The sequence below is a fragment of the Ruegeria sp. H3 genome (genome assembly GCF_056533095.1).
Window position 1 is genome coordinate 183,042 of record NZ_JBQFOD010000004.1, and the last position, 19,970, is coordinate 203,011.

At 61.2% G+C, this 19,970-nt stretch carries 10 protein-coding genes; 5 read left to right on the forward strand and 5 right to left on the reverse strand.

The window, feature by feature from the left end; genetic code table 11:
* Nucleotides 1-12 precede the first annotated feature (12 nt).
* The 4 genes from ACR0JE_RS06995 to ACR0JE_RS07010 are packed head-to-tail and all read left to right on the forward strand — an operon-like array spanning nucleotide 13 to nucleotide 6,690.
* Nucleotides 13-1,020, forward strand: a complete 1,008-nt coding sequence (locus ACR0JE_RS06995; RefSeq protein WP_480863633.1) for an AAA family ATPase — start codon at nucleotides 13-15, stop codon at nucleotides 1,018-1,020.
* A complete protein-coding gene (locus ACR0JE_RS07000; protein ID WP_480863634.1) occupies nucleotides 1,017-1,892 on the forward strand; it encodes a DUF58 domain-containing protein in 876 nt (291 codons plus the stop codon). The genes ACR0JE_RS06995 and ACR0JE_RS07000 overlap by 4 nt, the downstream gene beginning before the upstream one ends.
* Entirely contained in the window at nucleotides 1,889-4,651 is a 2,763-nt protein-coding gene (locus ACR0JE_RS07005; RefSeq protein ID WP_480863635.1) for a DUF4159 domain-containing protein, read from the forward strand. Before ACR0JE_RS07000 ends, ACR0JE_RS07005 begins: the two co-directional genes overlap by 4 nt.
* The gene (locus tag ACR0JE_RS07010; RefSeq protein WP_480863636.1) at nucleotides 4,648-6,690 is read left to right on the forward strand and encodes a hypothetical protein; all 2,043 of its coding nucleotides are present in this window, start codon (nucleotides 4,648-4,650) and stop codon (nucleotides 6,688-6,690) included. Before ACR0JE_RS07005 ends, ACR0JE_RS07010 begins: the two co-directional genes overlap by 4 nt.
* Nucleotides 6,691-6,700: 10 nt before the next feature.
* Here the strand turns inward: ACR0JE_RS07010 and pbpC are convergent, their stop codons facing one another.
* Together pbpC and ACR0JE_RS07020 are read right to left on the reverse strand one after the other, a co-directional pair.
* A complete protein-coding gene (pbpC, locus tag ACR0JE_RS07015; RefSeq protein ID WP_480863637.1) occupies nucleotides 6,701-8,737 on the reverse strand; it encodes a penicillin-binding protein 1C in 2,037 nt (678 codons plus the stop codon).
* A 36-nt stretch (nucleotides 8,738-8,773) separates the two neighbouring features.
* Nucleotides 8,774-14,197 (reverse strand): alpha-2-macroglobulin family protein, encoded by a 5,424-nt coding sequence (locus ACR0JE_RS07020; RefSeq protein ID WP_480863638.1) that lies wholly within the window; start codon nucleotides 14,195-14,197, stop codon nucleotides 8,774-8,776.
* A 116-nt stretch (nucleotides 14,198-14,313) separates the two neighbouring features.
* Between ACR0JE_RS07020 and ACR0JE_RS07025 the strand changes: the two genes are divergently transcribed.
* Nucleotides 14,314-16,503 (forward strand): response regulator, encoded by a 2,190-nt coding sequence (locus ACR0JE_RS07025; RefSeq protein ID WP_480863639.1) that lies wholly within the window; start codon nucleotides 14,314-14,316, stop codon nucleotides 16,501-16,503.
* An 82-nt stretch (nucleotides 16,504-16,585) separates the two neighbouring features.
* On the opposite strand, the gene yaaA is transcribed toward ACR0JE_RS07025, so the two are convergent.
* From yaaA to ACR0JE_RS07040, 3 genes are all read right to left on the reverse strand, one after another.
* Nucleotides 16,586-17,356 carry a peroxide stress protein YaaA gene (yaaA, locus tag ACR0JE_RS07030; RefSeq protein WP_480863640.1) on the reverse strand — a complete coding sequence of 257 codons (771 nt, stop codon included), beginning with the start codon at nucleotides 17,354-17,356 and terminating at the stop codon, nucleotides 16,586-16,588.
* Nucleotides 17,357-17,489: 133 nt separating this feature from the next.
* Entirely contained in the window at nucleotides 17,490-19,529 is a 2,040-nt protein-coding gene (gene recQ, locus ACR0JE_RS07035; protein ID WP_480863641.1) for a DNA helicase RecQ, read from the reverse strand.
* A 78-nt stretch (nucleotides 19,530-19,607) separates the two neighbouring features.
* Entirely contained in the window at nucleotides 19,608-19,895 is a 288-nt protein-coding gene (locus ACR0JE_RS07040) for a YggT family protein (RefSeq protein ID WP_353008684.1), read from the reverse strand.
* Nucleotides 19,896-19,970: the final 75 nt, after the last annotated feature.

Genomic DNA, 19,970 nt, shown 5'->3' on the forward strand with positions numbered 1-19,970 from the left:
GAAGGGAAAGTCATGACCGAACCTGCCGACCTCGTATCCGAGATCGAAGCGCTGGAAACCAAGTTGCAAGAGGCCAAGGCCTCGATCACCCGCCGCTTCATCGGGCAGGAGAGGGTCGTGGACCTGACCCTGACGGCGCTGTTGTGCGGTGGACATGCCCTGCTGATCGGTTTGCCGGGTCTTGGTAAAACGCGATTGGTCGAGACTCTGTCAACAGTGATGGGCCTGCACGGCAATCGCATCCAATTCACGCCCGATCTGATGCCTGCCGATATTCTGGGGTCCGAGGTTCTGGATACCGCTGATGACGGCAGCCGTCATTTCCGGTTCATTTCAGGCCCGATCTTTTGCCAGTTGCTGATGGCGGATGAGATCAACCGCGCCAGCCCTCGGACGCAATCGGCCCTGCTTCAGGCGATGCAGGAGCGGACTGTGACCGTGGCGGGCGAGGACCGCTCACTCGGGACACCATTCCATGTGCTGGCGACACAGAACCCGATTGAACAGGAGGGCACCTATCCGCTGCCCGAGGCGCAGCTGGACCGTTTTCTTGTTCAGGTCGACGTCGAATACCCAGATCGTCAGACCGAGCGGGACATTCTGCTGGCCACTACAGGCGTCGAAGAAGATGATGCGCATCAGATTTTCACCAAAGAGGAACTGCTGGCCGCGCAAGTCCTGTTGCGTCGTATTCCGGTGGGGGAGTCAGTTGTCGAACTGATCCTCGATCTGGTTCGCGCGTTCCGCCCGGATGAAGCGGGCGTGTCCGAGCGGGTCAAGGAAACCGTTGCTTGGGGGCCCGGCCCTCGTGCGGCGCAGGCGCTGATGATGACAGTTCGAGCGCGGGCCATGCTTCAAGGGCGTTTAGCGCCGAATGCCGAAGATGTATTGGATATGGCCCGCCCGGTGCTTAGCCACCGGATGGCACTGAACTTTGCGGCGCGGGCGCGGGGCGACAGCTTGTCAGACCTCATCGAGTCTACCGCTGCCAGTTTGATCCGAACCGAGGCTGCGGCGTGAATGCTGCGCTAACCCTTCGAGAGCGATCTGAGGCCGAGGCGTCCCGGCTGCCGCCTCTGTTGGCGCGCGCCGAACATCTGGCCGGAACCGTTTTATTGGGCGACCATGGTCGGCGGCGATCAGGTATGGGCGATGATTTCTGGCAATACCGCCCTGCTCAGATCGGAGATAGCCGTCGGATGATCGACCATCGTCGATCAGCGCGAGGGGACCAGCAATTTGTGCGGGAACGCGAATGGCAGATTGCGCAATCGGTGATGCTGTGGGTCGATCAGGGCGCGTCGATGCGGTTTGCTTCTGATAAAGGCTTGCCGACTAAATCGGATAGGGCGCGGCTGTTGGGTCTGGCTACGGCTATCTTGCTGGTGCGCGGCGGTGAACGTGTTGGGCTAACGGGCACGACCTTGCCGCCCCGGCGCGGCAATGCGCAGATCATTCGTCTGGCGCAAGCCTGGTCCGAGGATGATCAGGCAGACTATGCCCCGCCTGAACACCGTGCCATGATCCCGCATGCGCGTGCGGTGTTTGTCTCGGATTTCCTCGGCCCGATGGACGAGGTTGAACTGGCGCTGACCAAAGCCGCTGATCGCGGCGTGCGTGGTGTGATCTTGCAGGTGTTGGACCCAAGCGAGGAAAGCTTTCCTTATCTCGGCCGTACCATTTTCGAAAGCGTTGGTGGAACAGCTCGCCATGAAACACTAAAAGCCGGAGACCTGCGCGATCGCTATCTGAACCGATTGGCGCAGCGCAAGGATGCGTTGACGCGGCTGTGCCGCGCGACGGGGTGGCAGTTGGGTCTGCATCACACCAGCGATAGCGCGCAGGCGGCGCTGCTTTGGCTCTATCGCGCGTTGGACGGGGGCACGCGATGACGGTTCTGGCGGGCATCGGCTTTACCGCGCCATGGGTGCTGTTGGGTCTGCTGACCTTGCCGATCCTGTGGTTGATCCTGCGTGCCGTGCCCCCCGCGCCGATCCGGCGCTTGTTCCCGGCGGTGACATTGCTGCTGGGGTTGAAGGATGACGAGAGTGTTTCGGACCGCACCCCGTGGTGGCTGCTCTTGCTACGTATGCTGGCAGCGGCAGCGATCATCATTGGCTTGGCCGGTCCGGTCCTGAACCCTTCACGCGATGAAACGGGCACCGGGCCTTTGCTGCTGGTGCTGGATGCCAGCTGGGGTGGTGCTACACGGTGGTCCTCGACGCTGGACCAGATCGACGCGCAGTTGACCGAGGCTGGCCGTTCAAGCCGCCCTGTCTCGATCCTGCGATTGACCGAGCCGGAACCACCTGTGTTTCAGGCGGCAGAGGCGTGGCGCAACCGCCTGCCCGGCCTTGTTCCCAACCCATGGCAACCCACGGAGTCGCAGATCGAACAGGTCAGAGCCGCGCTGGAACAGGTCGAAGGCGGGTTTGACACGCATTGGTTCAGTGATCGGCTGAGCTATGACGGCCACGAGGGTTTGGTGTCAGCGCTGCAATCGCGCGGTGACGTGACAGTTTACCAATCCCCATCGGATGCACTGGCCATCCTTCCGGCTGCCTATCAGGATGGCGTCATTCAGGTGACGGTGTTGCGGGCCGAACCCGGCCCCGAGGAAACCGTGACCATTCTGGCGCAGGGCCGTGACCCTGCGGGCACCGCGCGCGTTCTGCAATCTGCTGAACTGACTTTTGAGGCAGGCGCGACTGAGGCGCAGATCGAACTTGCGCTGCCTTCGGAGCTGCGCGCGCGGATTACTCGGTTCGAGATTCAGGGCCAGAAATCGGCAGGGGCCGTCACGCTGACCGATGACAGCCTGCGCCGGCGCGAGGTCGCGCTGATTGCCGGAACGGTGAACCGCGAAGGGCTGGAGCTGCTGTCGCCGCTACACTATCTAACCCAAGTTCTGATCCCCACGGCGGATTTTGTCGAGGGTGGGTTGCTAGAGGTTCTGCCTGCAAACCCGGATGTGATCGTTCTGTCCGACGTGGCGCAGATGTCCGACACCGAACAGGCGGGTCTGATCGACTGGGTCGAACAGGGTGGCCTGTTGCTGCGCTTTGCCGGACCGCGCATGGCAGCCAGCGATCTGGGCCGCGACGAAGAGGACACGTTGCTGCCTGTGCGCCTGCGCAGCGGTGGGCGCACTGTCGGCGGCGCGATGAGTTGGGGCGAGGCCAAGACACTGGCGCCATTTCCAGAAGCGTCGCCCTTTTACGGGCTGCAGATACCCGGTGACGTTGTCGTTTCGACCCAAGTCATGGCACAACCTGACCCTAACTTGGCGGATCGGGTGATTGCGTCGTTGTCGGATGGCACGCCTCTGGTCACCCGCAAGGCATTGGGATTGGGGCAGGTGGTTCTATTCCATGTGACCGCAGATGCTGAATGGTCCAGCCTGCCACTCTCGGGCCTGTTCGTGGAAATGCTGGATCGTCTGGCGGTGGCCTCGGCGGCGAAATCACGGCAGGTGGATCAGCTACAAGGCACCACGTGGGAGCCTGTGCAAATCATGGACGGCTTTGGTACGTTGTCCGACGCGGGCACCCTGGCGGGTGTGGATGGTGTTGAACTGGTCTCTGGGCAAATTGGTCCTGATATCCGCCCCGGTCTCTACGAAAGCGGTAAGCAAAAGCTGGCCCGCAATGTATTGGCCGAGGATGCAACCCTGCGCCCGGTTGTCTGGCCCGCTGGTGTTCCAATCAAAGGACAGGAAGTAACGACCGAGACGCCATTGGGTGGTTTGCTGCTCAGCCTTGCGCTGATCCTTCTGACCGTGGATGTGATTGCCTCGCTTGCCCTGTCAGGCCGGTTGGGTCTGGCCAAAGCAACGGCTGTTGCGTTGGGGGCCTTGCTTTTGGTGCCCGAGGCGCAGGCGCAAACGCCGGATGATACGGATTTCGCTCTCGCCGCGACACAAGAGTTGGTTCTGGCACATGTTCTGACCGGCGATGCGCGGGTGGACGACATCGCGCAGGCAGGTCTGCGTGGCTTAGGGCAAACGCTGTTCTTCCGCACATCTGTGGAGCCGGCAGAGCCGTTTGGCGTGGATCTGGAACGCGATGAGCTGGCCTTTTTCCCATTGCTCTATTGGCCGATCACCCCCGATCAGTCGCAACCTTCAGCCGAGGCCTATGCCAAGCTGAACGCTTATCTGCGGTCAGGTGGCATGATCCTGTTCGATACGCGCGATGCGGATATTGCCGGGTTCGGCGCTTCCAGCCCAAATGGGCGCAAGCTGCAACAGCTGGCCGCCCCGCTAAATATCCCGGCGCTAGAGCCTATTCCCCGCGACCACGTCCTGACCCGGACCTTCTATCTGTTACAGGATTTTCCGGGCCGCTATGCGGGCACTGAGGTCTGGGTTGAAGCTGCGCCGCTGGATGCAGAACAAATTGAGGGGATGCCCTTCCGTAACCTCAATGACAACGTGACGCCGGTGGTGATCGGCGGCAACGACTGGGCCGGGGCCTGGGCGGTGGACCGCAACGGGCAGGCGTTGCTGCCGGTGGGACGCGGTTATGCGGGCGAGCGGCAGCGCGAACTGGCCAACCGCTTTGGGGTCAATCTGGTGATGCATGTGCTGACTGGAAACTACAAATCCGATCAGGTCCACGTGCCTGCTCTGCTGGACAGGTTGGGACAATGACCGGAACCGTCATCTTTGATCCGCTGATACCATGGCCCGTGCTGGCCGTTGTTGCCGCGATTGCGGTCTGCGGGATCGTTCTGGCTCTTTGGCGCGGCCTGTCCGGTTGGGCGCTGCGCGGCTTGGCTGCACTGGTCGTGATCGCTGCTCTGGCCGGTCCGGTGTATCAGGTCGAAGATCGCGCGCCGCTGACCGATATCGTTCTTATGATCGAAGATGAAAGCGCCAGTCAGACACTCTCAGATCGCGCAGATCAGACTGCCGAGGCCGCCGAGGCGCTGGCCGCCCAGATCGACTCGCGCGACAATACCGAACTGCGCCGCATTCGCGTTGGCGACGGGGATGGGGATGAAGGCACGCAGGTGATGGCAGCCGTAAACGCTGCGCTGGCCGAAGAACCTCGTGCGCGGATTGCCGGTATCCTTGTGGTCTCGGATGGGATCGTGCACGACGTCGATCAGGCGCCCGACTTGCCTGCACCGATGCATCTGCTGCAAACCGGGCGCCAAAGCGATTGGGACCGCAGGCTGATCGTCCGCAACGCGCCCGCCTTTGCTATTATCGGCGAACCTGTGACACTGACTTTGCGGGTCGAAGACAGTGGCGCCGCACCGGTTGGTGCCGCAAATGCACCGCTTGAGATTTCCGTCGACGGCGGTGAACCGCAGCAGTTCACCATTCCAATTGGCATGGATGTGGAACTGCCCATCACGCTGCCCCATGGCGGGCGCAATGTCATCCAGTTCACGGTTCCCGAGGCCGAGGGTGAGCTGACGGATCGCAATAACACCGCGCTGATCCAGATGAATGGTGTCCGTGATCGGCTGCGCGTGCTGTTGGTGTCGGGTGAGCCGCATCCGGGCGGCCGCACCTGGCGCAACCTTTTGAAATCAGACAGTTCCGTTGATCTGGTGCATTTTACCATCCTGCGCCCACCGGAAAAGCAGGATGGCGTGCCGGTCGATGAACTGTCGCTGATCGCCTTCCCGACCCGAGAGCTGTTTCTGGAAAAGATAAACGATTTCGATCTGATCATCTTTGATCGTTACAAACGGCGCGGCATCTTGCCCGCGATCTATCTGGACAACGTGACCGATTATATCAACGATGGCGGTGCAGTGCTGATTGCAGCGGGTCCTGATTTTGCCACGGCGGACAGTATCTTTCGCTCACCGCTCGCGTCGATCTTACCGGCGCAGCCAACCGCGCGTGTGATCGAAGAACGCTATGTGCCTATGGTCAGCGATCTGGGCCACCGGCATCCCGTGACCACCAATCTGGGTGATTCCGAGGATTGGGGCGCATGGCTGCGTCAGATCGACGTGAAACATCGCGAGGGTCAGGTTTTGATGACGGGGGTCGAGGACCGCCCGCTGTTGGTTCTGAACCGGGTGGGTGAAGGGCGCGTTGCCATGCTGGCTTCGGATCACGCCTGGCTCTGGAGCCGGGGGTTCGAAGGCGGCGGGCCGCAGCTGGAATTGCTGCGTCGTCTGGCCCATTGGATGATGAAAGAGCCGGAGCTGGAGGAAGAGGCGCTGTGGGCCGAGGCCAATGGCCAGTCGATGCGCATCATCCGTCAGACCCTCGAAGAAGAGGTTGGCCCGGTGACGATCACCCGCCCTAATGGCGAAACGCTTGAGATGACACTTGATGAGGTCACGCCTGGTCGGTTTGAAGCGCAGTATTTTGGGCCTGAGATTGGTCTTTATCGCTTGCAGGAGGGCGACCTGATGGCCGTGATCGGGCTGGGCCCCGCCGCACCAAAGGAGTTTGAGCAGACCATCGCTACGGGCGACGTTCTGGAACCGGTGATTGATCAGATGCGTGGCGGCGTCATCCGCTTGGAGGATGGTGTGCCTGCGGTCCGCAACGTCCGGGCCGGGCGACCAGCGGCCGGGCGCGGCTGGATTGGTCTGACGCCGCGCGAGGCGTATGAAACGCGCGATGTTACCCAGGCCGGGCTGCTGCCCCCCTGGCTGGTGTTGCTGCTTGCGGGTGGGTTCCTGTTGGGCGGCTGGCTGCGTGAAGGCCGCCGTTAAGAGCCGCGCCTTAGTCGATACGGATCGAGACCTGATCAGACGCGCCGCGCGCATCCACCACCACCAAGTGTGAAAAACCGCGACCGGGATTTGGGATATCAAACTCTCGTTGCCGCTGACCTGTCAGCACTGGAACCCCATCAGCCAACAGGGAAAACGGGCCAACCCCGCCGCGCAGTTTGACGGTCAGGGGGGCTCCGTTTGTCTCTAACACGGCGTTGTTGGGCGGAAACACCAGGTCAGGCGCGCTGGGGTCTTTCTTGAAGGCCGCGCTGCGTGGTTGAAACCTTTGCAGCGGCCGGGGCAATTCTGCCGCGCTCAGGATCAAAGTGGATGGCGGCGGCGGGCGCAAGGGCGTGGGAACGGGTTTCAGATGTCCGAAAGCTTCAAACAACAGGGGGGCCGCCAGCTCTCCGCCAAAAGCGCCGGGCACCGGGGTGCCATCAGCACGGCCTAACCAAACCCCGATGACATGCTGCCCGTCAAAGCCGACCGCCCAGGCGTCACGATGCCCATAAGACGTGCCGGTTTTGTAGGCCAACCCCTGCGCAGCAGCACCCGAAGGTGGCGCCAGCCCGGACAGGATGTCGGTCACCTGCCACGCGGCGACATCTGATAGCGTGCGCGGTGTCTGTTCCCCGCCACACAACGCGTCGTGATACAGAACTGGCCCCTGACCCCCTGCTGCGAGCGTCGCATAGAGCTGTACCAGATCCCGCAGGCTGAGCCCGACGCCGCCCAGCGAGATCGCCAAACCCGGAGCTCCGCCACTCAGTTTCGGCTGCGTTCCGGCATCGCGCAGGGCGGCCATGACGCGGGCGGGGCCCAGTTCATTGGTCAGCCGCACGACAGGGATGTTCAATGACAGTTGCAGCGCGTCGCGCACCCGGACATCACCACGAAACATACCGTCGAAATTGCGCGGGGCGTAGTGTCCGAACATCACCGGGCTGTCGCTGATCAGGGTTTCAGGATGGGCCAGCCCCTGATCGAATGCCATGCCATAGATCAAGGGCTTGAGCGTCGATCCGGGCGAACGCACCGCGCGGGTCATATCGACAAATCCCTGCCGCGCGTCCTGATAGCCTGCTGATCCGACCGAGGCGAGTATGTCACCGCTGCGATGATCTGCCACGATCAGCGCGCCCGAGATACGCGGGCCCGCTTCAGAGGCCGTTTGGGCCACCAATCCCTCTAGCCGGGATTGAAGGCGCGCATCCAGGGTCAGATCGTGGGTCCGGGCCTCGGGGCGCGTGCGTAACGCGTGATCGGTCAGATGCGGCGCATGGCGCGGGAAAGGGCGCATCTGCGTGGGAACCGCTTCGATCAGCGCCGCCTGCATGTCGTCTAACGATAACACCCCTTGCCGTTGCATCCGATGCAAAACGCGATTGCGGGCTTTTTCCGCATTCGTATTTGCCCGATCCGGCCGGCGGGTTTCAGGCGCTTGCGGCAGGGCCACCAGCAGGGCGGCTTGCGCAGCCGTCAATCGCGTCGGGTCTTTCCCGAACCACGCGCGCGCGCCTGCGCGAATGCCTTCCAGATTGCCGCCGTAGGGCGCGTGGATCAGATAGAGGTCCAGAATCTGCTGCTTGGTCAGACGTTGTTCGAGCGCCAATGCGACCCTAACCTGGCGGAGTTTGCCGCTCCATCGCCCGGTTGGGCCATCCTCGATCAGCCGCGCAACCTGCATGGTCAGGGTCGATCCGCCTGAGACTGCGCGGCCATTCCAAAGCGCCTGCCCCGCTGCGCGTATCATCGCAGCTGGATCGACGCCGGAATGAGACCAGAACCGCTTGTCCTCATACCTGATCAGCATCTCGACAAAGCGAGGATCAACCGGGCCGGGCTGCATCCGCCAGATGCCATCCTCGACCGGGAAGGCGCGCAGCAAAGCGCCATTGCGGTCCAGCATCTCGACCGAGGTTTCGGTCAGCACCGGGGGCAGGATGGTCGCGTCTACCCAGTCCGCTGCTCGATCTCGCGCAAAGGCGGTCAGGTAGAGCGCACCAGCCAACGCCATTAGCAATGTGGCGCGTCTAGGCATCTCGGTGCCTTGCGTTTTGATATGCTTGACGCGGGATCACTTAACTTCGACCCGACCCGTCTCGGTCCGAGCACGGTTTTGCGGGCGATACATGTCCTCGACCGATGCTGCCGGGTGGTGGAAGGTGCCGGGCGTGACCGCGCGGGCCACATAGGCCAGCGTCACAGTCTCGCCGCCGGACAGATCAACAGCCGCCAGGAAACGGTCCGAGCGGAACTCGGTATGTCTGGCCTCTGACAGGTCCAGCCAGTCCAGCGCCCGCACATCGCCCGAACGCAGCAGGCTTGGATTGTCGATCTCGATACCGGCGGCCAGCGGATCATCCACCATCAGCCGCGCCCCGCCGTTTTCAAAGGGCGTGACCGTCAGAACGGTGACGAACCGGTCGCCAGTGGTGAACGAGTTCGGATCAAGCGGATCGCCATCCATCGAATAATAGGACCGGTTGATTGCATAGCCGGTGCCGCCAGCCTGCGGCGGCGTGGTCGGGATGCCGGTGACGGTCAGGGTGATGTCTGTTGGGTTCGCGTCGGTGGCGGTGATGTTCAACTCATCCGCCAGCACGCTTTCCAGAACCTGAACAAATGGGCCTGAGACCGGAGCGCCATTCACACTCAACCCAGACCCGGACGGGTCCGAGACCAGCGCATGGGCGGCCAGCAGCGACCAAGAGGCCTCTTGCGTGGACAGATACTGCCTGCCAGCGCTGACACGCTGGATCAGGGCGTTGCGGTCCACCGCCTGACTGCCCGTATTCACCGCAAGCGTCAGCAGACCGGCGGCATCCCGCAGAGTGGTGCCATAATCGGCGCGCCAGCGGGATTGCCCTTGTTCAGGTCGTTGGTCCAGCATTTGGGCCGCGCGGGTGAACATGGCATCCGCTCGGGTCTGATCACCGTACGACGCCAGAGCCGCCCCCAATTGCGCTGCGGCCAGCGGAGTGTCGAACGCGTCCCCCTTGGCGTCGGCATAATACCGCAGGTCTCCCATCGAGGCCGCTCCTTCGCGCGCCAGTACCATCAGCGCATAAGCGATATCCTGACCACCCTTGTCGAAATCGGGGGCATAGTTGATGCGGTTGCGCAGGTTATCCATGGCTTGAGCAAAGGCGCGGTCGGGCACCTTATGCCCTTGGGCTCGGGCGCGCGACAGGAAGTCAGTGACATAAGCGTCCAGCCAGAAATCCCCGCTGTTCGCGCGCCAGAGGCCGAAAGCGCCGTTCGAGGATTGCCGCGTCAGGATGCTGCGGATCGAGTCGTTGATGCGCTGATCCACCAGCGGGCCATCGCCCAGTCCGGTCGCCTGCGCGACCGACGACAGATAGAGCAGCGGCAGTGCCTTGCTGGTGATCTGCTCTGTGCAGCCATAGGGGTAACGGTTCAACTGATCCAACAGGCCGGGCGTATCGAACTTCGCCAATGCGCCGGCGGACAGGATCGCCTTGGCCGATCCAGGTTGGAAGTCGTCAAAGACATCCTGCGTGAACAGGAAACTGTCGCCCTCGCCCAGCGAAAACCGCCGTGTTTGAGCCACAACGGGGTCGTTCGCGCGGATCGGCATCCGCAGGGTCTGTTCCAGATCACGTCCATCCGGCGTTGAGATGGCTACGTTGATCTCCGGGTCTCCGACCGCTAAAGCGCGGATGGGGATTTCGAATGTCGCCTTGCCGCCGTCGTCGAGCACAAAGCTGGTGGGGGCATTGCCCATTTTCAGCCCGGCAGAGGATGTCAGCCCCAACGCCATTTCGCCTGAGGGGCCATCGGCATGCACGACCTCCAGCAACATCCGGCTTTCATCGCCGGGGGCCAGAAAGCGCGGCAGGCTGGCGGTGACAACAACCGGGTCACGGACGATCATCTCGGCTTCGGCTTGTCCCACGGCAGCGTTCGACCACGCCACCGCCATCAGGCGCACGGTGCCGTTAAAGGCAGGCAAGGGGATGTCGATCTCGACCTCGCCGTTTTCGTCGACCAAAACCGGCCCGCTGAACACAGCCATCAAGTCCTGTGTCGGCGGTGGGGATTGCCGCCGCAGGCCCGAACTGTCTCCGCCCGAACGCACGGTTCCCATCGCGCCGTTCATCCCGTCGATCAATCGGCCATAAACATCACGCAGATCAACGCCCAGACGTCGCTGGCCAAAATAGTATCCTTCGGGGTCTGGGCTTTCGAACCCGGTCAGGTTCAGGATACCCACGTCCACAGCGGCCAAACTCAGCCAAACAGGATCGTCCTCGCGAGTATTTTCGACCCTAACAATAGCCTTTTGCGCTTGTCGAGGTGAGGTCACATTGGGCACGTCAATTGCCACCTCCAGTGTACGGCCCACCGGTTCGACCGTTGCATGGGCCACGCCCATGGCGCGCGCAGGGTTCTGGCCAGCGGCGACATCCATCGGGCGGATCACTGTTGCGGTGACATAGGCGCCTGCGCCCCAGTCCTCGGTCACCTCAAGCGGGATCACAGACTCACCTTCCGGCACCTCAACCATCTGGCGATGGATCACACGGTTTGACAGAACCTCAATCTGCGCCACACCGGCCATGTGCGGGACGATGCGCAGCTGCGCGGTTTCACCGGGGCGGTAGCTGTCGCGGTCTAGCGACATCTCAAGCCGGTCAGGCGAGACCGAGGCATCGGCCGCCCGATACCAGCCCGCAGAGAACTCGACCGCCGTTTCCGCGTAGGCACCATCCAGGCGCTGGACGACCAGCTCATAATGACCCCAACCGACAGGTTGCGACAGGTTTATCGGGTCTGCTGTCGTCTCAATCTCGCCGGTGGCGATGCGCGTGCGACGCGTGGTCGGTTCCCAATTCCAGTTTCCATAAAGCTGATACCATTGATAGCGGGTCTCGACCTTGTTCAGCGTCCAGCGCACGCGCATGGGTTCTGGTGTCAGGTTGGGCGACAATCCAACGATCTGAAACGCGGCCTCGGCGCCTTGTTGAAGAACATCGTCAAACAGCGGGCGCACTCCGACCATGGCCTGTGCAGACTGAACAGGCGTGGTCAGGCGGCGTTCGACCGGGCGGCCCGATCCATCGGCAAGGCGCGCAATGACCACAGCCTCGACGGGTGCACCATCAGTCTCTAACACGGGGATTTCCACGGCAATCGTGGCTTGTCCCGCTGCGTCGGTGCGGGCGTCGCCGAAATAGCTGCTGCGGGTTGATGTCTCGGCATCGTAGCGGCCAAAGCGATACGCCTCATAGCCGGGAACGGTGTTAGCAGGGCGGGCGATCACCTGACCATCAATGCTCAGATCCGACCCAGGCGCGCCGAACAGATACCGCGCGTCGATCTGCAAGGGAGGCGTGTCGCCCGGGCGCAACGGCGCATCCGGCAGCGACAGGTCAAAGTCGATGCGTTCGGGCAAAAAGTCTTCGACCAGAATGGTCTGGCGGGCCAGTGCATCGCCTTTGGGGTCAGATTTGACCTCGATTTTCCACGCCCCACGCGGTACATCTGCGGCAACGGGCAGGGCAAAGACATGTCCGCCAGCAACCCCGCCATCTGAGACGGCGCGTCGATATTCAACCCCATCCGGGCGAGACAGGATCACTGTCAGCGGTAGGCCGTCAATCGCCTGCGCGGTGCTGTCCCGCGACAGGGCGGTGACATGAATTACCTCACCGGCGCGATAGGCTCCCCGGTCGGTGCTCAGGAACACATCGACGGGTCCGGCGGGTGCGCGCCCCTCGACCCCGCGATCCGACAGGTCAAAGGCAGGGTCGGTTAGGGACAGAAAGCTGAAATCCGCATCGCCCTTGGATACCATAACCAGCGCAGGCGCGCTGCCGCCCGTACCGCGTGTCAGACCGGGTTCGAATCGGATATAGCCGCTACCATCGGTCCGACCTTTGGCAATCACCGCATTGGCGTTTGAGATCAGCGAAACATCGATCCCCTCCCTCGGCATGGCGTCTGCCAACCCGCGCACGGTGACATGCAGCCCATCGGTACCCAGCGCGGTGCTGATCCCCAGGTCGGTCAGCACAAACCATTGGGTCGCGCCGGGATCATCATAAGGATCAGCCCCCGGTACGCGGGCCGTCAGCGCATAAATACCAGCGGGTTGATCGGCAATCGCTTCAGCCATGGGCAGGCGGGCGGTCATCGTCTGGTTCAGCTGGTGTGCAACCTCGGCGGTGCCGGTCCAGATATCCTCGGCCATTTCGTCCGCAAAGTTCCGCTCCTGCCATTCGCTGAGCGGGCGGCCAAAGAAATCCTGCTGCAGGGCGCGGATCAGGTTGCGGTCGCTGACCCGCCGCAGGGTCAGGTCCAGCGTCGGCGTGTTGACTGTTTCGACTGGCAACGCGGCATCCGCCGCTTTGGGCAGAACATAGCTGCGCCCCGGAAACCGAACCGATGGCGCACGGTCGCGCACATAATGCGTCAGTTCAACCGTTCGATTTAGAACTTCTCCGGAGGCGGCGGGAAGCCCCTCGCGCAAGGCAAGGCGATAACGCTGACCATGCGCCACGCCATCGACGCACAGGGATTTGCCGTCCAGCTGAACCACCAGCCCCTCATCGCCGCGCTGGACATAGGGGTCATAATCGACTCCGGCCTTGACCAGAGGCTCCGAGAATTCAACACAGATGCGCGGCGCGGCTGCGTTGCTTTCGACGGTGCTGTCGATGACACGAAAGCCGTACTTGCCGATGGCATCGTCCAAGGCGGCCAGCACATCCTCGCGCGGTTGCACCTGTTCGGCCAGCCGCAGGGCCGAGACCATGTCGCGCCCGCGATCCACCGCCTCAAGCGCGTCGGCGAGCGTCATCAGGGCAGAAATTTGTGCGCCCGGCGCATCGGCCCGAAGATACCCGTTGATCGCGGCATTGACCGCGCGCTGGCGCTGTTGAAATCGGCTGCCATTTGCGGGCGGTTTGGCGACCAGCAGCAACCGGGCATATTCCACCCACAGGTCCGGCGCGTCGCTTAGCGAAACGGCGGCCCCGGTCCAAAGCATCGCCAGGCGATTGTTTTCGGCGGTTCGCGCTGCCTCTAGCAAAGCTTGCAGATCGCGCCCTCCCGCGTTGTGAACAAACCCCAGGTCCCGGGCCTGTTGTGCCGCGCGGTTGAGGTCTTTCTGACTAAGGAAGTCCAGCGCCTCAGCCTGTGTTTTTCCCAATGTTAGGGTCTGTTCAGGGGTTGGAACCTTCTGTGCAGACAATGCGCCCTGATACACCTCTTGCCGGTTCACGCCGCTTTTGGGGAAACAGGCGCTCGACCGGGTGTTATAGGTAAAGGCCGTGCAAAGCTGATTGGCTGAGCAGGCCCGAATGCACGACGCCAGATCCGTATCGAACAGCGCATCAAGATCCGAGCCATAGAAATCCGCATCCCGCGTGGTGACATAGCGAAACTCGGGCATCGCGGTCTGGGCAAGGGATGCCACTGGCAGGATTAGGCAAGAAATAATGTAAGCAATTGAAATAAATACAAAGCGGTGCATGGCGACCTCCTGTTCTCGGTCAGCCTCGCATGTGGCCTGCCTGTCACGCAACGGCTTAAACACTTTTTCACCGGTTGGCCGGATGCTGAGCGTGGAACGGACCCGGATCGATCACAATGAGTCTTGCACATAAACTGGCACAAGAACGACGCGCGCGCCTGGCGGCCGAGCGGATGCTGGAACTGAAACAGGCGGAATTGTCCTCGGCCAATCGCAAGTTGGGCCGCCACGCCATGGCCCTGACCAAGCGCATTGGCGAAACCCAGGCCGAGGTTGAGACGGTTCGTGGCGAGAATGAAAAGGTCAAATCCGATCTCACCGTTGCCAATGCAAAGATCGAAGTGGCTGAACGCCGCTTGTGGCATTCGATCCAGACCATTCAGGACGGGTTTGCCTTTTTTGACGGTGACAGTCGGCTGATCAGCGCCAACACTGCTTATCTGAGCGTGTTCGAAGGGTTGGATGAGGTTGCGCCCGGTATCTCATACAGCCGCATATTGGAACTGCTGACCAGTGAAGGAATTGTTGACCTCGGTGCAGAAAACGCGCCCGAATGGTGCTGCCGAATGCAACGGCGATGGTCTCGTGCCAATCCTCCGCCAGAGGTGATTCAGCTGTGGAACGGCCAGTACATCCGCCTGATCGACCAACGCGGCAGCGGGGGCGATGTGGTGAGCCTGGCGCTGAACATCACCGCCTCGGTACGGCATGAGGCTGAGTTGCAGGCCGCCCGCGACAGGGCCGAAGCTGCGAACCGCGCCAAATCGGCTTTCCTTGCGAATATGAGCCATGAGATTCGCACGCCGATGAACGGTATCGTCGGCATGACCGAGTTGCTCTCCGAGACGCCGATGGACGAAGAACAACGCCTTTACGTCAATACGATCCGCAACTCAGGTGAGGCTTTGCTGGTCATTATCAACGATGTTCTGGATTACTCGAAAATCGAAGCCGACAAGCTGGTCCTGCATCCTGAACAGTTCGATCTGGAACGCTGTATTCTTGAGGTTGCGATGCTGTTGCAGCCCAGCGTGCGCGACAAGGGCCTGACCCTGCTGGTGGATTATGACCTGTTCCTGCCCACGCTTTTTGTCGGTGATCCGGGGCGGGTGCGGCAGGTGCTGACCAATCTGGTGGGCAACGCGGTCAAGTTCACGACCGAAGGGCATGTGCTGATCCGCGTTACCGGCGTGCCCCATCCCGATCAGCAGCACTGCGACATCCACATTGCGATCGAGGATACCGGAATCGGGATCGAAGCCGACAAGATCGGGCATATTTTTGGAGAGTTCAATCAGGTCGAAGATGAACGCAACCGCCAGTTTGAGGGCACAGGTCTGGGCCTGGCCATCACCAAACGTCTGATCACGATGATGGGCGGCACGGTCTGGGTAGAAAGTGAGCTGGGGCAGGGCTCGTGCTTTGGGTTCCGTATCTCTCTGCCTACAGCGGAAGGTCCGCAACCCGTGCCGCCTGATTTGGACGGGCGTCTGAAGAATGTTATGGTGGTCGAAGATCTGGCTGTGAACCGAGCGATCCTTGAAAAACAACTCAGCCGGATGGGCGCTGAGGTCACGGTCTGCGCATCGGGCAGCGAAGCCCTGTCAAAACTGGATGCATCGATTGATCTGATCCTCTGCGATCACGATCTACCCGATATGGACGGGCTGGAACTGGCAACAACGCTGAAAGATCGCGGCTGGGCCGATGTGCCTCTGGTGATCATGTCCGCCAATCCGGGTGTCATCCACGCCAGTCCCGTGCGGCAGCTGATCGACGGCGTTCTGCAAAAACCCATACCACGGGCCGAGCTCTATAACCGCCTGATCGCGCTAGGCAGTTCTGTGCTCAGCCCCGAACCTTCTGATGATTCTGAGCCTGAGGTACGCGTCGAAGGGGACAGGCTGATGCGCGTATTGGCAGCCGAGGATAATCGCACCAATCAACTGATCCTTAAAAAGATGGTGAAAGACCTGAACATCGAACTGCGCTTTGCCGGAAACGGGATCGAGGCGGTCAAGGCCTATCACGACTTTGCCCCCGATCTGATCTTTATGGATATTTCGATGCCGAAGATGGATGGCAAGCAGGCCACCGCCGAGATTCGCAGGCAAGAGATTGAAACCGGACAGCACATTCCCATCGTAGCCCTGACCGCCCATGCCATGGCAGGAGATGATCAAAGCATCCTGTCAGCCGGACTTGATCACTACCTGACCAAACCGCTGCACAAAAAGCTGATCCATCAGATGATCCTGGATCACCGCCCCGACGGTACTGCTCCGATCACACCTGAAACGGATTGAAACGGCTTTGCCTTCTTCTGTTTAAAAATACCTCGGGGAGCGCGAGGGGCTGGCCCCTCGCTCCAACCGCCTGCCCTGCCCATCAGGCTTGATAGGGCCGTACAAATACCGGTTTGTCAGCTTCCGACAAATCAGGGCGGTATGCATAGCCGCCGCTGTCGAATTCCAGCAACGCGTGCGGATCGGTTAGGCGGTTTTGAACACTGTATCGGGCCATCGCTCCGCGGGCTTTCTTGGCGAAAAAGCTCACGATTTTCGGGCTGCCTGCCTTGTCTTCCATAAAGACCGGCGTGATCACACGCAGTTTCAGGGCTTTCAGGTCCACCGCACCGAAATATTCCTGACTGGCGCAATTCACCAGAATATCGCTGCCAACCTCTCCGGCCTGCGCATTCAGCGCCTTGCTCAGCTGGTCGCGCCAGTATTCATACAGGTTTTTGCCACGGCGGGTCTTCAGCTTGCTGCCCATCTCCAGCCGATAGGGTTGAATTGCGTCCAAGGGGCGCAAAACGCCATAGAGACCGGACAGAATGCGCAGATGATCCTGCGCCCAGGCCATCTCATCCGCATCCAGTGACGCGGCTTCAAGCCCCTGATAGGTGTCGCCAGCAAAGGCCAGCGCGGCGGGGCGGGTGGCCTCAAGTTTGGGCGCATCGGCAAAAGCGCGATAGCGGTCTCGGTTCAGACGCGCCAGATCATCGCTGAGGTCCATCAGCTTTTTCAGATCGCCAAGGGTTAGGTTGCGGGTGGTTTTTGACAGTCGGATTGCGTCGTCCTGAAAATCGGGTGACGTGACCTCAACATCCCGCTCTGCCCAGTCCAGCCGCTTGGCCGGGGAAATCACTACCAGCATATCCGCCCTCTTTCCTTGCCTGTCCTGCGGTATCTAGGTCGTTTTGCGTTTTACCAAAAGAGCTTTTGTCGAAAGGCGCGGTCGACCGCAGGGAGAGGCATCGTCTTTTGACACCATTGCGACGCGAAACGACCTAACCTGCATCTCGCAGCACGTCCAAAAAGGCCACACCAAACCTTTCGTGACGGCGGTCGCCCAGCACCTGTTCGATCCCGCGCGGATCATCCGGGCGTAGCTGCGCCACCTTCGCCAGTTGCGAGGCAGAGCAAGTCAGTGGTTTGTCGATTCCATCCGGACCACGTGACAACTGGGACTGTACCTCTAGCAAACGGTCATAAATCTCACCCTGATCTCGGCCCGCCAATTTGCGGCGCGCGGGGTGAACTGCAGCGGCCTCGCCCGCGATTACCTCAAGAAACGTGTCGCCATAGCGTTCCAGCTTCTTCGCACCGACCCCGCCAATCCGGGCCATATCATCCAGCGTCATCGGGCGCTTTTCGGCCATTTCGATCAGGGTTCGATCCGGGAAGATGACATAAGCCGGAACACGAGCGGATTCCGCCAAGGCCCGGCGTTTGGCTTTGAGCGCGCTCAGCAATGGCGCGTCTTCCTCGGACACCATCGCCTTGACCGCAGGACGGCGCGTGGCTTTGCGGATCGTGTCTTTGCGCAGCTCAATCCGCGCCTCGCCCTTCAGGATCGGTTTCGCCGCCTGGGTCATACGCAGCGCGCCGTGGCGTTCGGGGTCGGGGCGCACCAGATCATGCCCCATCATCTGCCGGAAGATAGCTTGCCATTGCGGTCGGGACCAGTCCTTGCCGATCCCCCAAGTGGACAACGCGTCATGGCGGCGAGCGCGGGTTTTGTCAGTTTCATTGCCCAAAAGAATGTCGATCAGATGGCCTGAGCCGAACCATTCCTCGGTGCGCAAGATCGCAGATAGGGCCATGCGCACCGGTGTGGTGCCATCGAAAACCTCGGGCGGGGTATCGCACAGATCGCATTTGCCGCAGGCTTCGGCCTGTTCTCCGAAATAGCCCAACAGGGTCTGACGGCGGCATTTCAAGGCTTCGGCAAGCCCGAGCAAAGCGTTCAGCCGCGCGTGATCAGCCATGCGTCGTTCAGGCGGGGCCAGCCCTTCATCGATCTGCGACCGGCGCAGGCGTATGTCGTCGGGGCCGAACAACGTGAGCGTTTCGGCCGGGCCACCATCGCGGCCTGCGCGTCCGATCTCCTGATAGTAGGCTTCGATGGATTTGGGCAGGTCTGCATGGGCCACCCAGCGGATATCGGGCTTGTCGATGCCCATGCCAAAGGCCACGGTGGCCACCACGATCAGACCATCCTCGCGGGCAAAGCGTGTTTCGACGATGCGGCGGTCTTCAGGGTCCATGCCGCCATGATAATGACAGGCGATGTGCCCTTCCGCGCGCAGGGCTTGCGCCAGCACCTCTGTCTTATTGCGGGTGCCGCAATAGACGATGCCCGATTGCCCTTTGCGCGCGGCAGCAAAATCGAGGATCTGTTTGCGGGGCCCGTCCTTTGCGGCAAAGGCCAGATGGATATTGGGCCGATCGAAACCACGCAGGAACTTGCGCGGCGCGGTCCCGTCGAACAGCTTTTCGACGATCTCGTCCTGCGTTTCTGCATCCGCTGTGGCGGTGAACGCGGCCAGAGGCACGTTCAGGGCGCGGCGCAGCTCTCCGATCCGCAGATAGTCGGGCCGGAAATCGTGACCCCATTGGCTGACGCAATGCGCCTCATCCACGGCGATCAAGCTGACATTAATCCGACGCAGCATCCCCAAAGCGGACCCGGCCGCCAGACGTTCCGGCGCCATGTAGAGGAGTTTCAACCGACCGGCCTCCAACGCCTCCCACACCGCATCAGTTTCTTCTGGGGTGTTGCCCGAGGTCAGAGCGCCTGCCTCAACCCCTGCTTCCTGCAACCCGCGCACCTGATCGCGCATCAGGGCGATCAGAGGAGAGATCACCACCGTCACCCCGTCGCGCAGCAGGGCAGGCAGTTGGAAGCATAGGGATTTCCCGCCGCCCGTCGGCATGATCGCCAACACGTTTTCGCCAGCGGTCACGGCATCGACGATTTCCTCCTGCCCGGGGCGGAAGGCGTCGAATCCAAAGACATCTCGCAGCAAGGGTGCGGAGTCGAACATCTGCGGGGTGGCCCTGTTTTAAGGTTTATCTGCTCTTAAGACAGGACAATCACATACTAAGATTCGGTGAACAAGGTCTCAGACGAAATAGACCATATTGTTTATAAGTATGATCCGCAGCGCATAGACGCCGATCAAAACAACCAAAGGCGTCAGATCAAGCCCGCCCATATTCGGCAGAAAACGGCGAATAGGACCATAAATAGGTTCTAGAATGCGGTTCAGCCCATACCAAATTTGCGCCACAAGCTGTTGATGCAGGTTTAGCACTTGAAAGTTGATCAGCCAGCTCATGATCACATGGGCAAGAATGATGAACCAGACAATGTCCAGGATCAGCAGCAGGATTTGGATCAGCGACAGCATGGGCACTCCGTTCTTTCACCGGCAGAGACGTAAGCGCCCCGGCGGCAAAGAGCAAGTCTGCGCCAACTGAAAGCT